13 protein-coding genes are annotated in these 14,938 nt (G+C 71.5%); 6 read left to right on the forward strand and 7 right to left on the reverse strand.

Annotated features, from left to right (window positions below; all coding sequences use genetic code 11):
• Nucleotides 1-59 precede the first annotated feature (59 nt).
• Nucleotides 60-1,310 (forward strand): DUF2254 domain-containing protein, encoded by a 1,251-nt coding sequence (locus tag DC432_RS05440; RefSeq protein ID WP_116537006.1) that lies wholly within the window; start codon nucleotides 60-62, stop codon nucleotides 1,308-1,310.
• On the opposite strand, the gene DC432_RS05445 is transcribed toward DC432_RS05440, so the two are convergent.
• Both DC432_RS05445 and serS read right to left on the reverse strand, forming a co-directional pair.
• A complete protein-coding gene (locus tag DC432_RS05445; protein ID WP_116537007.1) occupies nucleotides 1,311-2,204 on the reverse strand; it encodes an HAD family hydrolase in 894 nt (297 codons plus the stop codon). It lies immediately after the preceding gene.
• On the reverse strand, nucleotides 2,201-3,469 hold the full coding sequence (gene serS, locus DC432_RS05450) for a serine--tRNA ligase (protein WP_116537008.1): 1,269 nt from the start codon (nucleotides 3,467-3,469) through the stop codon (nucleotides 2,201-2,203). The genes DC432_RS05445 and serS overlap by 4 nt, the downstream gene beginning before the upstream one ends.
• 64 nt (nucleotides 3,470-3,533) lie before the next feature.
• On the opposite strand from serS, the gene DC432_RS05455 reads away from it, so the two are divergent.
• Both DC432_RS05455 and DC432_RS05460 read left to right on the forward strand, forming a co-directional pair.
• A complete protein-coding gene (locus DC432_RS05455) occupies nucleotides 3,534-4,979 on the forward strand; it encodes a diacylglycerol kinase family protein (protein WP_243393043.1) in 1,446 nt (481 codons plus the stop codon).
• 227 nt (nucleotides 4,980-5,206) lie between these two features.
• A complete protein-coding gene (locus tag DC432_RS05460) occupies nucleotides 5,207-6,577 on the forward strand; it encodes a cryptochrome/photolyase family protein (protein WP_116537009.1) in 1,371 nt (456 codons plus the stop codon).
• A gap of 56 nt (nucleotides 6,578-6,633) precedes the next feature.
• Here the strand turns inward: DC432_RS05460 and DC432_RS05465 are convergent, their stop codons facing one another.
• The gene (locus tag DC432_RS05465; RefSeq protein WP_116537010.1) at nucleotides 6,634-7,056 is read right to left on the reverse strand and encodes an Asp23/Gls24 family envelope stress response protein; all 423 of its coding nucleotides are present in this window, start codon (nucleotides 7,054-7,056) and stop codon (nucleotides 6,634-6,636) included.
• A 120-nt stretch (nucleotides 7,057-7,176) separates the two neighbouring features.
• Nucleotides 7,177-7,455 (reverse strand): hypothetical protein, encoded by a 279-nt coding sequence (locus DC432_RS05470; protein WP_133177888.1) that lies wholly within the window; start codon nucleotides 7,453-7,455, stop codon nucleotides 7,177-7,179.
• Nucleotides 7,456-7,550: 95 nt separating this feature from the next.
• On the opposite strand from DC432_RS05470, the gene DC432_RS05475 reads away from it, so the two are divergent.
• Nucleotides 7,551-8,600 carry an LLM class flavin-dependent oxidoreductase gene (locus DC432_RS05475; protein ID WP_116537012.1) on the forward strand — a complete coding sequence of 350 codons (1,050 nt, stop codon included), beginning with the start codon at nucleotides 7,551-7,553 and terminating at the stop codon, nucleotides 8,598-8,600.
• A gap of 52 nt (nucleotides 8,601-8,652) precedes the next feature.
• Here the strand turns inward: DC432_RS05475 and pheA are convergent, their stop codons facing one another.
• Together pheA and DC432_RS05485 are read right to left on the reverse strand one after the other, a co-directional pair.
• Nucleotides 8,653-9,615, reverse strand: coding sequence for a prephenate dehydratase (gene pheA / locus DC432_RS05480; protein WP_108319780.1), 963 nt, complete (start codon nucleotides 9,613-9,615; stop codon nucleotides 8,653-8,655).
• Nucleotides 9,616-9,625: 10 nt separating this feature from the next.
• A complete protein-coding gene (locus tag DC432_RS05485) occupies nucleotides 9,626-10,543 on the reverse strand; it encodes an EamA family transporter (RefSeq protein ID WP_116537013.1) in 918 nt (305 codons plus the stop codon).
• A gap of 72 nt (nucleotides 10,544-10,615) precedes the next feature.
• Between DC432_RS05485 and DC432_RS05490 the strand changes: the two genes are divergently transcribed.
• The gene (locus DC432_RS05490) at nucleotides 10,616-11,533 is read left to right on the forward strand and encodes a LysR family transcriptional regulator (protein ID WP_116537014.1); all 918 of its coding nucleotides are present in this window, start codon (nucleotides 10,616-10,618) and stop codon (nucleotides 11,531-11,533) included.
• 117 nt (nucleotides 11,534-11,650) lie between these two features.
• Nucleotides 11,651-13,297, forward strand: coding sequence for a phosphoglucomutase (alpha-D-glucose-1,6-bisphosphate-dependent) (gene pgm / locus DC432_RS05495; protein WP_108319786.1), 1,647 nt, complete (start codon nucleotides 11,651-11,653; stop codon nucleotides 13,295-13,297).
• Nucleotides 13,298-13,783: 486 nt separating this feature from the next.
• Here pgm and DC432_RS05500 read toward each other — a convergent pair whose 3' ends face one another.
• Nucleotides 13,784-14,830, reverse strand: a complete 1,047-nt coding sequence (locus DC432_RS05500) for an NAD(P)-dependent alcohol dehydrogenase (RefSeq protein WP_108320543.1) — start codon at nucleotides 14,828-14,830, stop codon at nucleotides 13,784-13,786.
• Nucleotides 14,831-14,938: the final 108 nt, after the last annotated feature.

Raw genomic sequence — 14,938 nt, forward strand, 5'->3', positions numbered from 1 at the left:
TGTCGGGCGCCCTCGTCCAGGCCCCGGGCGAGATCGTCGCCGGCGGATAGCGTCGAGACATGGCCACGATCGCGCGCAGCCCCTTGGCATCCCTCTTCCTCCGTCTGGGCAGTCAGGTGTGGGTGCGCGCCGCGCTGTTCACCCTGATCGCCATCGTGGTCGCCCTCGCGGCGCGGTTCGTCGGCCCGCTGCTGCCGTTCTCGTTCCGGTTCGGTCTGGCCGACGGCGCCGTCGACGAGCTGCTGCAGATCATCGCCACCGCCATGCTCACCGTCAGCACGTTCTCGGTGACGGCGATGGTCACGGCCTTCTCGTCGGCGACGACGACCGCCACCCCGCGGTCCACGCCCCTGCTGATCGCCGACCCGACGTCGCAGAACGCCGTGTCGACCTTCGTCGGCGCGTTCGCCTTCTCGCTCGTCGGCATCGTCGCCCTGTCGACTGGGTACTACGAGAGCCAGGGGCGCACGATCCTGTTCGTCGCGACGCTCGTCATCATCGCGATCGTCGTCGTCACCCTGCTGCGCTGGATCTCGCACCTGTCGACCTTCGGACGCATGGCCGACGTCATCGACCGGGTCGAGAAAGCCGCCACCGTCTCGCTCGAGACGCACGCGACGCACCCGACCCTGCAGGCGCACGCCGCCGTCGAAGTTCCCCGCGGCGCGGTCGCCGTACACGCCGACGAGGTCGGCTACGTCACGCACGTCGACGTCGCCGGACTCGACCGCCTCGCCCGGCAGCACGACGTCGAGGTGCACGTGCGGGCCACCCCCGGGCGTATTGCCGACGCACGCGTCCCCCTGGCGTTCATCGACGGCTCGGGCGACGACGACGTGCGGGCGGCGGTGCGGCGGGCGTTCCGCATCGAGCACCACCGCACCTACGAGCAGGACCCGCGCTTCGGCGTCATCGCCCTGACCGAGATCGGCAGCCGGGCGCTGTCGGCGGCGACGAACGACCCCGGCACCGCGATCGAGGTGATCGCCGCTCTGCAGCGCGTCTTCTCGCGCGCGCTCGCCCTGCGCCCCGATGCCGACGTCGCCCACGAGAGGGTGTACGTGCCGGCCCCGCGGCTGGTCGACCTGGTCGACGACGCGTTCCGCCCCCTCGCGCGCGACGGAGCGGCGGACGTCGAGGTGCAGGTGCGCCTGCAGAAGTGCCTCGCGTCGCTCGCGGCATCCGCTCCCCACCAGCGCGAGGTGTTCGCGGACGCCGCACGGGCCGCGGAGCAGAGGGCGCGGGGCGCCCTGGATCGGGCGGACCGACGGACGCTGCGTCGGGCGATGCGCGGAGCCTGGACCGTCTGATCAGAGGGCGCGGAGCACCGCGGCGACGCCGCCCTCGGTGACCGAGAGACCCACCTCGCCCGCTGCCGCGTGCACCTCGGGCGGACCCTGGTGCATCGCGATCGCGCGACCGCCGTTGCGGACGGCCCACTGCATCATCTCGATGTCGTTGCGACCGTCACCCATGACCAGCACCCGGTCGGGCGAGATGCCCAGCCAGCCGCGCACGAGCTCGAGCGCGGTGGACTTGTCGACGCCCTTCGGCGCGATGTCGAGCCACGCCGTCCAGCCGATCGCGTACGAGACCTGCGTCAGACCGATGCGCTCGACGAGCTCGAGGAAGTCCCTGTCGGTCTGCTCGGGCGCGACCACGACGACGCGGCAGACGGGCTGCGCCGACAGCTCGGCGAACGTGACCCGGTCGGCCTGCTCGAGGTTCCAGTCGTCGAGGTAGTCGGTGAACAGCCTCTTGCCGTCGGGCAGCTCGACCAGGAAGTGCGCATCCGGCAGGTGCTCGCCGAGCAGCGTCAGCACCTCGGTCGGGTCGAACGTCTCGACGTGGGCGCGCACGTATTCGCCGTCGTCGCCCCGACGCCGCATCACGATGGCCCCGTTCGAGCACACCGCGTATTCGGGACGGATGCCGAGCCGGTCCATGATCGGGTGGGTGCTGTCCCAGCTGCGGCCGGTGGCGAGCATCACCTCGTGACCCGCCGCCTGCGCGCCGGCCACCGCCTCGACGACGCCGGGGCTCAGGGTGTCGTCCTCGAGCAGCACCGTGCCGTCGATGTCGAGCGCGATGAGCATGCGCCCCACGGGGGCGTCGTCGGCCAGCGAGGCGACGACGTCGGCCGCCTCCTGCTTCGGCGCGCTCTCGACGTCACCGGTTTCGGGAAGGGCGGCCTCGCGGGTCACGCGATGGGCTCCATGACCTCGAGCCCGCCGAGGTACGGACGCAGCACCTCGGGCACCGTCACCGACCCGTCGGCGCGCTGGTGCGTCTCGAGCAAGGCCACGATCCAGCGCGTCGTGGCGAGGGTGCCGTTCAGCGTCGCGACCGGCTGCGTCTTGCCGCCGTCCGCCGGGCGGAACCGCGTCTCGAGACGGCGCGCCTGGTAGGTCGTGCAGTTCGAGGTGCTGGTCAACTCGCGGTAGGAGTCCTGCGTGGGGACCCACGCCTCGATGTCGAACTTGCGCGCCGCGCTCGAACCGAGGTCGCCGGCGGCGACGTCGATGACCCGGTACGCCAGGCCGAGGTCCTGCAGCATGCCCTCTTGCATGGCGACGAGACGATCGTGCTCGGCCTCGGCATCCGCGGGATCGGTGTAGACGAACATCTCGAGCTTGTTGAACTGGTGCACGCGGATGATGCCGCGGGTGTCCTTGCCGTACGAGCCGGCCTCGCTGCGGTAGCAGGTCGACCACCCGGCGTAGCGCTTCGCGCCGCGCTCCAGGTCGAGGATCTCGTCCATGTGGTAGCCGGCGAGGGGGACCTCGCTGGTGCCCACGAGGTACAGGTCCTCTTTGTCGAGGTGGTAGACCTCGTCGGCGTGCTGGCCGAGGAATCCGGTGCCCCGCATGACCTCGGGGCGCACGAGCGTCGGCGGGATCATCGGGGTGAACCCGGCCTGCAGGGCCCGGTCGAGGGCGAGGGTCATGAGCGCGAGCTCGAGCCGCGCGCCGATCCCGGTGAGGAAGTAGAAGCGGCTGCCCGACACCTTCGTGCCGCGTTCCATGTCGATCGCGCCGAGCAGCTCGCCGATCTCGAGGTGGTCGCGCGGGGTGAAGTCGTAGGTCGGGATCTCGCCGTGCGTGCGGAGCGTGACGAAGTCCGCCTCGCCGCCGGCCGGAACGCCCTCGAGCACGATGTTCTCGATCTTCGACAGCGCCGCGTCGGCGGCGGCCTCGGCCTCGGCCACCGCGTGCTGGGCGGCCTTGACCTGCTCGCTGAGCTGCTTGGCCTCGGCGACCAGCGCGGCCTTCTCGTCCTTGGGCGCCTGGGCGACGCGCTTGCCGTGCGCGTTCTGCGACGCGCGGAGCTCTTCGAAGGCGGTGATGGCGGCGCGGCGGTCGCGGTCGGCGGCGAGGGCCTCGTCCACCGAATCCGGCGACTCCCCGCGGGCGATCTGGGAGCGCTTCACGAGCTCGGGATCTTCACGCAGCAGAGTCAGGTCGATCACGCGTCCATCCTATGGTCGGGTCGGCGCGTGTCCGCCGCCGTGGCCCGGTCCGTGCCGCGGGGCCGTGGATCGGCGCGGCCTCGACGCGCGCGCCGTCGAGCCGACCGAGAAGGTGGATGCCGGCATCCCGAACATCCGGACCCCGGCAGCTGCGATGCTCGCCGTCAACCCCTCGTCGCAGACCGGTCGGCGCGCGGGACGCGGTCCTATGGTGGATGCCATGGCCGCCCCTGACGAGCCGCGTGACGACGCGGAGTCCCCCGAAACCGTCCCCGCCGATGCCCCCGCTGAGGTGAAGGCGGACGCCGCCGCGGCTGACGGATCGCACGACGACTTCCACGCCGCGCGCCTCGGCGACGATGCGGGCGACCGCCCGCGTAAGGACGTCCCCCACCCCAAGGACGCCGCTGAGCCCGACGACGTCATCCATCAGCCCGAGGACGTCGACCCGGATTCGTCCGAGGAGCTCCCCGGCAAGGCGCAGCGCGTCGACGCCGAGGGCGGCGAGAAGCCGATGGACGCCGAACCCGCGCAGAACAAGCGCGCGGCCCTCGTCTACAACCCCACCAAGGTCGAACCCGAGGAGCTGCGCGGCCGCGTCGCCGAGCTGTCGAAGGACGCCGGCTGGGCCGAGCCCCTCTTCTACGAGACGACCGTCGACGATCTGGGCGACGACGCCACCCGCGCCGCGCTGGACGAGAAAGTGGATGCCGTGCTCGTGGCCGGCGGCGACGGCACCGTCCGCGCGGTCGCCGAGGCCCTGACCTCCACGGGTGTTCCGCTCACGATCCTGCCCAGCGGCACGGGCAACCTGCTCGCGCGCAACCTCTACCTGCCCCTCGACGACACCGACACGATGATCCGCGCGACCTTCGAGGGCGACGTCCACTCGATCGACACGGGACTCGCCCGCATCCGCCGCGCCGACGGCGAGATCGAGGAGCACGGCTTCTCGGTCATGGCCGGCATGGGGCTGGACGCGGCAATGATCCAGAACACCCGCGACGACCTCAAGAAGCAGGTCGGCTGGGTCGCGTACGTCGACGGCGCCGCCCGCTCCCTCGTCAACGCGAAGCCGTTCCGCGTGATGTACCAGTTGAACGGTCACCGCCTGCACTCCGCGAAGGTGCAGAGCGTGCTCTTCGCGAACTGCGGTGCCCTGCAGGGCGGTGTCGCCCTGATCCCCGACGCCTCGATCGCCGACGGTCGCCTCGACGTGGCCGTCCTGCAGCCGACCGGAGTGCTGGGCTGGCTCGGCGTGTGGCGGAGCATCGTGTGGGACAACTCGGTGCTGCGCAAGTTCCGCGCCGGTCGTCGCGTGCTCGAGCGCCGCAAGGACTCGTCGGTGCGGTACCTGCGGGGCACGGGCATCGAGCTCGCCACCTCGCCGGCGCAGCCGATCGAGCTCGACGGCGACGAGTTCGGAGAGGCGACCCGCATCTACACCAGCATCATCGCGGGCGGTCTGATCGTGGCGCTGCCGAAAGGTCACGACACCTCGTCCATCTGACGTTCGGCGTCGGGGGCCGGACGGCGGACGGCGGACGTCGGACGGCGCCGCGAGACCGTGCGCCCTCGTCCAGACCGTAGGCACTGGTCGACGAACGGGCACGGTTTCGCAATAGGGGTGCGGTCTGGCCTCGGATGCGCGGGCGCGGCGGCGCCGGGCGCGGCGGCGCCGGCCGGGGCGGGTGTCAAGCCCGGAGGACGGGATGCCGCGGTGGATAGCGTCGGGGAATGGCTTCGCCCTCGATCGTGTGGTTCCGTGACGACCTCCGCCTGACCGACCATCCGGCCCTGCGCGCCGCGCTCGACCGCGACGAACCCATCGTCGCGCTCTACGTGCTCGACGAGGAGTCCGACGGCGTCCGTCAGATCGGCGGAGCCGCCCGGTGGTGGCTCGACGGCTCACTCGGCTCGCTCGGCGAGCGCCTCGCCGAGCGCGGTTCGTCGCTCGTCCTGCGACGCGGGAAGGCGTCCGAGGTCGTCCCCGCCGTCGCCGATGAGATCGGCGCGGGCGCGGTCTTCTGGAACCGCCGGTACGGCGGGGTCGAGCGCGAGATCGACGCCACGATCAAAGAGAAGCTGCGCGCCGACGGGCTGACCGTGGCCTCGTTCGCGGCGAACCTGCTGTACGAGCCCTGGACCGTTCGCACGCAGAGCGACAAGCCCTACGGCGTCTACAGCCCGTTCTCGCGCGCCGTGCAGAAGCTGCCCGCGCCGCGACCGCCGCTGCCCGAGGCGCGCAAGGTGCCGGGGCTGTCGGCATCCATCGACTCCGACGACCTGTCGTCGTGGGGCCTGCTGCCCACGGAACCCGACTGGGCCGGCGGCCTGCGCGAGACGTGGGAGCCCGGAGAGCCCGCCGCGAAGGCGCGCATGAGGGAGTTCCTCGACGACGACCTCGGTGACTACTCGACCTCCCGCGACGAGTTCGCCGGTGGTGCGACGTCGAACCTGTCGCCCCGCCTGCGCTGGGGCGAGCTGAGTCCGTACCAGGTGTGGCACGAGACGCTGGAGCACAAGGGTTCGGGGACGCACGCGAAGAGCGCGGCGGGATTCCTGTCCGAGATCGTCTGGCGCGAGTTCGCCTGGCACGTGACGTTCCACGCCCCGGACATCGCGACGAAGAACTGGCGTCGCGAGTACGACGCCTTCCCCTGGCCGACGCTGAACCGCTCCCACCTCGAGAAATGGCAGCGGGGCGAGACCGGCGTCGCCGTCGTGGATGCCGGGATGCGTCAGCTCTGGAAGACCGGCGTCATGCACAACCGGGTGCGCATGGTCACGGCATCCTTCCTCATCAAGAACCTGCTGATCGACTGGCGCCACGGCGAGCAGTGGTTCTGGGACTGCCTGGTCGACGCGGACGCGGCGAGCAATCCGTTCAACTGGCAGTGGGTCGCCGGATCGGGAGCGGATGCCGCACCCTACTTCCGCGTGTTCAACCCTGAGACGCAGCGCAAGAAGTTCGATCCGCGCGACGCGTACGTGAGGGAGTGGGCACCGGAGCACCTCGGTGACAACCCGCCGGAGCCGATGGTCGATCTGGGAGAGACGCGCAAGCGCGCCCTCGACGCGTACTCGCACGTCCGTCACGGGGGCTGAGCTCGCGGGCACGCGAAAGGGGCGCCACCTCGCGGTGACGCCCCTGTCGACGGATGTCAGTTGACGCGCGCCTCGTCGGCGGTGTCCTCGTCGTCGTCGCCCGGGATGAAGACGTCGACCACGGTCACGTTGATCTCGGCGACCTTCATGCCCACGAGGTCGGTGATCGCCTCGTGAACGGCCTTGCGGACGTTGCCGGCCACGCGCTGGAGCTGCTCGGGGTAGTCGACCTGGATGGCGATGTCGGCGGCGACCTCGGTCTCGCCGACCTCGACGCTCACGCCCTGGGCGTAGTCCTTCGAGCCCACGGCCTGGCGGATGTTGCCGATGACGCGGGCCGCGCCGCCGCCGAGGGCGTGCACGCCGGGAACCTCGGCCGCGGCGATGCCGGCGACCTTGGCGACGACGGCGTCGACGATGACGGTCGAGCCGCCGTCCTTCGTGGTGGGGGTGCCGGTGGTGATGGTGTTCTCAGCCATGTGCGCTTCCTTCCGTCGTACCGGGACCGTGTGTCCCGCGATGTCATAGATGAGACGCGGGCCGGCACCGATTCGTCACGCGGTTTTCCTGAGAGGAACCTGGGGATGGATGCCGCGCCCTCAGCCGTCGTACCAGACGCCGGCCGCGGAGTCGGGTTCGACGTCCGGACCCTGGTCGGTCGTCGCATCCTCGCCCCACAGCACGACGCGCGTGTGCGCACTGAAGAGGACCCGCACCTCGCGACCGCCGGTCACCGTGAATCGCTCGAACCGCCCACCGTCGTGGACCGCCGTCTCGATGCGGCGCTCGAGGTCGGCGACGTCCTGCCCGGGCGCGAGGGCGAACGTCGCATCGTCCACGGCCATCATCGTGCGTGCTTCGGTCCCCAATCCGTTCATGCGCGGCACGATAAGAACCCCGCCGCCTCCCGGTCACGGGGGTTGCGCTCCCCGCCCGAAGGAATACGCGCGGGGCCGCGGCGGTTGCAGACCTGGTGAACGACGCGATCCCCTCCCTCTCCGTTCTCGACCTCGTGCCCGTGCGACACGGGCAGACCAGCGCCCAGGCGGTGAGCGCGGCCCTCGACCTGGTCGAGCGCGCCGACCGCCTCGGTTACCGCCGCTACTGGTTCGCCGAGCACCACAACATGCCCTCGGTGGCGTCCACCACTCCCCCGGTCCTCATCGCCGCCGCCGCGGCGCGCACGAGCCGCATCCGCGTGGGGTCGGGCGGGGTCATGCTGCCCAACCACTCGCCGTTGATCGTCGCCGAGCAGTTCGCCGCCCTCGAGGCCCTGGCCCCCGGTCGCATCGACCTGGGCATCGGCCGCGCCCCCGGCAGCGACCCGGTCATCACGCAACTGCTCAATCGCTCCGGCACGACCAGCGACGTCTCGCGGTTCCCCGACCACGTCACCGACATCATGGCGCTGACCTCGCCCGAGGGCGCGACCGTCCGTTTCACCTCGGGCACCGAGTACCAGGTGAAGGCGACGCCGTCGGCATCCGGGATGCCGCAGGTGTGGCTGCTCGGGTCGAGCGACTACTCCGCGCAGCTCGCCGCGAGCTTCGGTCTGCCCTACGTCTTCGCCAACCACTTCGCCGGTGAAGGCCTCGACCGCGCGCTGCACCTCTACCGCGACCAGTTCGTCGCCAACGAGAGCGGCGAGGGTCCCCGCACCTTCGTGACCGCCAACGTCGTCGCCGCCCCCACCGCCGAAGAGGCCGAGGAGCGAGCCCTTCCGCAGCTGCGCATGATGGCGCGCCTTCGCACCAACCGTCCCCTCGTGCCGCTCGAGACGATCGAGCAGGCCCAGGCCGACCCGTTCGACGCGATGGCCGAGTCGATCATGGCGTCCACGCGGCAGAAGTGGTTCGTCGGGACGGGCCCGGACGTGCAGGGTCAGCTCGCCGCTTTCGCCGCGCAGCACGGCGTCGACGAGATCATGGTGTCGCCGGTGGCGGGCGCCTACGACGGCGAGGGAGCGGACGGACGCATTCAGACGCTCGAGCTGATCGCAGAGCAGGCGGCCGTCGCGGCCTGAGAGGGGTGGGCGGGTGCGGGTGCCCGCCCACGGTCGCCGCGGCGTCCGAGGGTCAGGCCTCGGGCTCGCCGCTCAGCAGACCCCGCAGCCAGTCGCGTGCCTCGACGAACACGTCGTCGCTGTAGCGCTGCGGGTACCGGACGATCGCGCGGTCCGCGCGCGCGTAGGAGCCGAGGAAGATGACCTTCGGGCTGAAGCGCCGAAGGCCCAGGAGCGCGTCGGCCATGCGCTCGTCGTGCACGTGTCCGTCGGCGTCGATCACGAAGCGGTAGCGCCCGAGGGCGTCGCCGATGGGGCGGGATGCCAACAGGCTCAGGTTGATGCCCCGGGTGGCGAACTGCTCGAGCAGCTCCAGCAGGGCGCCCGGGTGGTCCTCGGGCAGCTCGACGATGAGCGAGGTCTTGTCTGCTCCGGTCGGGGGCGCCGGCGCGACCGTGCGGCTGACCAGCACGAAGCGCGTCACGGCGTTGGGGTTGTCGCCGATGTTCTCGGCCAGCACGCTCAGGTCGTGGTGCGCGACGATCCCGGGGGCGGCGACCGCCGCGTCGGCGGCGCTCGTGCCGTCCAGCACTCCGAGCGCGCTCGCGACGTTGCTCTCGGCCGGCAGGTGCGCGTGGGCGGGCAGGTTCTTGCTCAGCCAGCCCAGGCACTGTCCGTAGGCGACCGGGTGCGCGGCGACGAGCGAGACGTCGTCGAGGGTGGCTCCGGGCCGCCCGACGAGCACGAAGTTCACGGGGACGAGGTATTCGCCCACGATGCGCAGTCCCGGCACGGTCGCCAGGGCATCCTGCGCCGTCGAGACCCCGCCGTCGACGGAGTTCTCGATCGCGATCATCGCGGCATCCGATCGTCCCTCGACGACGTCGGCCAGCGCTTCGCCGACATTGCGCACCGGGCGCCAGATCTGGTCGCGCGCCTCGGGCACCTGCGCGAGGGCCGCCTCGGTGAACGTCCCGGCCGGGCCCAGGTAGCTGTAGGTACGACGGGCGGGCACGGTCTCTGTGTCGGGCAGCACGGCGACCAGCCTAGACCGGGGTGTGCGCTTCGGCCTCCGCGACCGCGGGACGACGCCGCGCGCGCGGCGCCATCGTCGTCACCAGCACGCCGCCCACCAGCAGGAGTCCCCCGAGGATCTCGGCCGGCGCCGGGATCTGGCCGAGCAGCAGAACCGCGGCGATCATCGCCACCACGGGCGCGAGCAGCACCCACGGGACTACGGCCGCCGAGGGATTGCGGGCGAGCAGGCCGTTGAAGATCGCGTACCCCGCGAGGGTGCACAGTCCGGCCGTGTACACCGTCGACAGCACGGCCGACCAGCCGAACGCGGCGAGCCCCGCGCCGATCGCGGCGGGACCGTCGACGGCGAACGCGAGGGCGAGCGCCGGGACGGGGACGACGAGCGCCGACCAGACCGTGAGCGAGAGCGCACCCAGCGGCCCCGGGCCCGCGACGACGCCGGCCCGCCGGGACACGACGTTGCCCACCGCCCACGACAGCGCCGCGGCGAGCGCGAGCACCACCGCCAGCGCGGGGGCGTTCCCCCCGCGACCGGCGGCGACCACCGCGAGGCCGGCCACTCCGATCGCGACGCCCACGCTCTGCCCCGCGGTGGGCCGCTCGCGCAGCACGCCCGCGGCGATGACGACCGTGAACACCGCCTGCGCCTGCAGCAGCAGTGCCGCCAACCCCGGCTGCAGCCCCAGCGCCAGCGCGGTGTAGAGCAGTCCGAACTGCCCCAGGCTCATGAAGAGCCCCACTCCCACGACGGTGCGCCAGGACGCCACGGGCCGCGGCACGATCACGACGAAGACCGCGACGACGGCGAAGCGGATCGCGACGAACAGCAGCGGCGGGATGCCGGCCATCCCCCACTCGATGACGAGGAAGTTGAAGCCCCAGGCGGCGGCCACCCCGGCGGCCAGCATCATGTCGCGTCTGCTCACGGACCCAGTCCAGCGGCATCCGTTGTGAAGCACCAGCGACCGTTTCTTCACGAAAAACGGTAGCATCGCTGCATGATCGATCTGGATGCCGTCCGATCGCTGCGCACGGTCGCCCGCGAGGGGAGCGTGTCGGCGGCCGCCTCGGCCCTGGGCTTCACCCCCTCCGCCGTGTCGCAGCAGATCAAGCGCCTCGAACGCGAGACCGGCGTGACCCTCCTCGAGCGCGTCGGCCGTGGCGTCGCCCTCACCGACGCCGGGACGCACCTCGTCGTGGGCTCGACGCCGATCCTCGCCGAGCTCGAGAAGCTGCGCGCCGACCTGCAGGCCGACGGCTCGCCCCGCGGTGCGGTCGCCGGCGACCTGCGGGTCGCAGCCTTCTCGACGGTGGTACGGGGGATGCTGGCGCCCCTGCTGGTCGACCTCGCCGCCGCGCATCCCGACCTGCGCCTCCTCGTACGCGAGAGCGAGCCGTGGGAGACGGTCGCGCTCGTGGCCTCCGGCCAGCGCGATCTCGGGATCGCACACCAGTGGGGCGGAGTGGCCCTCGCGATCCCCGAGAACCTCGTCGTCACGCCCCTGTTCACCGACGTCGCCGACGTCATCGTCCACCGGAACCACCGCCTCGCCGACCGCGAGGTCGTGCACCCCGCCGACCTCGCCGACGAGGCCTGGGTCGCGACCTTCGAGACCACCATCTGCCGGCAGTGGCTGCGACGACTGTTCGACGGCATCCGCAATGCACCCCGCGTGGTCTACGAATCCATGGAGTTCGAGAACCACCTCGAGCTCGCGCGCACCGGGGCCGTCGTGGCGCTCGTGCCGCGGCTCGGACGCGCCGCCCTCGGCGACGACCTGGTCGCGATCCCCACCGCGGCACCGGCCTCCACCCGCGACGTCGTCGCCGTGCACCGGCGCTCGCAGGCCGATTCGCCCGCGCTGCGGGTCGCGCTCGAGGCCCTGATCGCCGCGGGACGCGGCCGCCCGCGCTGAGCGCTTCCCCGCCCGGGGGCCTACTCACGGGCCCAGCGGAGCCGTCCGCGACGACGGATTCGCCCAGAATGCGTCACGGCGTGTGCGCATGTCGGGGACAGCGGGCAGACTGGGCGCATGAGCAGTCGCGCAGGACAGCCCGCCGAGGCATCCGATCTCATCGACATCGACGAACTGATCGCCGCTTACTACGACCGCAAACCGGATGCCACGGTGCCCGAGCAGCGCGTCGCCTTCGGCACCAGCGGCCACCGTGGATCGTCGCTGAGCACCAGCTTCAACGAGGACCACATCCTCGCGACCACCCAGGCGATCGTGGACTACCGCGCCGCGCAGGGCATCACCGGCCCCCTCTTCCTCGGCCGCGACACCCACGGTCTGTCGCTGCCGGCTGAGCGCAGCGCGATCGAGGTTCTCGTCGCCAACGGCGTCGACGTGCGCGTGGACGCCCGCGACTCGTGGGTGCCGACCCCCGCGCTCAGCCACGCGATCCTCACCTACAACCGCGACCGTGCCGCCGACGACGCGGGCCGCTCGGACGGCATCGTCGTGACCCCCTCGCACAACCCGCCCCGCGACGGCGGATTCAAGTACAACCCCCCGCACGGCGGCCCCGCCGACACCGACGCGACCGGCTGGATCGCCGACCGCGCCAATGCGCTGATCGCCGCCGGGCTCGAGGGCGTGCAGCGCACCCCGCACGCCGACATCGACCTCGAGAGCCTGGGCCAGTACGACTTCCGCGACGCGTACGTGCGGGATCTGGCATCCATCATCGACGTGGACGCGATCAAGAACGCCGGCGTGCGCATCGGCGCCGACCCGCTGGGTGGCGCATCGGTCGAGTATTGGGCGCTCATCGCCGAGGTCTACGGCCTCGACCTCACGGTCGTGAACCCCGAGGTCGACCCGACGTGGAAGTTCATGACGCTCGACTGGGACGAGAAGATCCGCATGGATCCCTCGTCCCCCTCGGCCATGGCCTCGCTCGTCGCCGCGCGCGACGAGTACGACATCCTCACGGGCAACGACGCCGACGCGGACCGCCACGGCATCGTCACGCCCGACGCGGGTCTGATGAACCCCAACCACTACCTGGCCGTCGCGATCGACTACCTCTTCTCGCACCGCGACGGATGGCCGACGGATGCCGCCGTGGGCAAGACCCTCGTGTCGTCGATGATCATCGACCGCGTCGCCGCCTCGCTCGGCAAGACGCTCCTCGAGGTGCCGGTCGGCTTCAAGTGGTTCGTCCCCGGCCTGCTCGACGGATCCGTCGCCTTCGGCGGCGAGGAGTCCGCCGGAGCGTCGTTCCTGCGCAAGGACGGCACCGTCTGGACCACCGACAAGGACGGCATCCTGCTCTGCCTGCTCGCCGCCGAGATCCTCGCCGTCACCGGCAAGACGCCCTCGCAGCGCTACGCCGAGCTCGAGGCGGAGTTCGGCGCGTCGGCGTACCAGCGGGTCGACGCCCCGGCCTCGCCCGCGCAGAAGTCGGCCCTGTCCAAGCTGTCTCCGGATGCCGTCTCGGCCACCGAGCTGGCGGGTGAGCCCATCACGGCCAAGCTGTCGCACGCGCCGGGCAACGGCGCCGCGATCGGCGGCCTCAAGGTGCAGACCGAGTCGGCGTGGTTCGCCGCCCGACCCTCGGGCACCGAGGACGTCTACAAGCTGTACGCGGAGTCGCTGCGCGGCGAGGACCACCTGCGCGAGGTGCAGGAAGAGGCGCGGGCCGTCGTTTCGGCCGCCCTCGGCCAGGCCTGACGTACGGTCTTCTCAGCGGCGTCGCCCCTCGCGGGCGGCGCCGCTTTCGCGTGCGCCCGCGGCGCGCGCGGAGTGCGGGGGCGCGGGGGTGCGCGGGGCGCGGGGGTGCGGGGGGGGGCGCGGGGGTGCGGGGCGCCGGGGGCGCCGGGGATGCCGGGGGCCCGGGGTCGCGACGGCGCGGGCGCGCGCGGGTCGGTGCTCGCCGATAAACGCCGATCCGTGCGAAACATGCGGCAACGCCGCGTGTGTGAGCACGGAGGGCGTTTATCGGCGAGAGGGCAGCGGACCTCCGCCGCGCAGGAACCCCGCGGCGCGCGCGCCCGACCGTCCCGCCCGCCACGCCGATAAACGCCGATCCGTGCGAAACACGCGGTGACGCCGCGTGTTTCAGCACTGAGGGCGTTTATCGGCGAGGGGGGGCGGGGATGCCGCGGCCCCGACGCTCCGCAGAACGTCGGGGCCGTGGCATCCGGGCCGGATCGGGGATCAGGCGGGGGCGAAGGTCTTCGCGTCGATGACGAAGCGGTAGCGCACGTCGCTCTTCAGCACGCGCTCGTAGGCCTCGTTGATCTGGTCGGCCGAGATGAGCTCGGTCTCGGGCGCGATGCCGTTCTCGGCGCAGAAGTCGAGCATCTCCTGGGTCTCGCGGATGCCGCCGATCGACGAACCCGCGAAGGAACGACGGTTGGTGAACAGCGTGAAGACCTGGATGGGCAGCGGCTCCGGCGGGGCGCCGACGTTGACCATTGTGCCGTTCAGCGCCAGCAGACCCAGGTACTGCTTGAGGTCGAGCGGCGCGCTGACGGTGTTGATGATGAGGTCGAAGTGCTTCTTCAGCTTGTCGAAGGTCTCGTCGTCCTTCGTCGCGTAGTAGTGGTCGGCGCCCATCTTCAGGCCGTCGTCCTTCTTGCTCAGCGTCTGCGAGAGCACGGTGACCTCGGCGCCCATGGCGTGGGCGATCTTGACGGCCATGTGGCCGAGACCGCCGAGGCCGACGACCGCGACCTTCTTGCCGGGGCCGGCGTTCCAGTGGTTCAGCGGCGAGTAGGTCGTGATGCCGGCGCACAGCAGCGGCGCGGCCTTCTCGTAGGGGATCGACTCGGGCACGCGCAGCACGAAGTGCTCGTCGACGACGATCTTCTCGCTGTAGCCGCCCTGCGTGATCGTGCCGTCGACGTCCTTGGCGCCGTACGTGCCGATGTTGCCCTTCTCGCAGTACTGCTCCTCGCCCGCGAGGCAGTTCTCGCACTCGCGGCACGAGTTGACCATGCAGCCGACGCCGACGCGGTCGCCGACCTTGTGGCTGGTGACCTCGGAGCCGACTTCGGCGACGGTGCCGACGATCTCGTGGCCGACGGTCAGCGGGTAGGGCACCTGGCCCCACTCGCCCCGGATGGTGTGGATGTCGGAGTGGCAGATGCCGGCGTAGGCGATGTCGATCAGGACGTCCTTCGGGCCGACCTCACGGCGCTCGATGGTCGTGGGCTCAAGGGGTGAGGTCGCGGACGACGCCGCGTAGGCGTTGACGTGCATGGGTCTCCTCGGTGGGGTCTATTGGGACGGGTTCCATTGTGCTCTCGCCGGGTCGCGAAAAGACGGGCTTGCACGCACGTGCAAACGGGTGAAGGACGACGCCGGGGG

This window comes from Microbacterium testaceum, from assembly GCF_003075375.1.
GTDB classification, from domain to species: Bacteria; Actinomycetota; Actinomycetes; order Actinomycetales; family Microbacteriaceae; genus Microbacterium; species Microbacterium testaceum_E.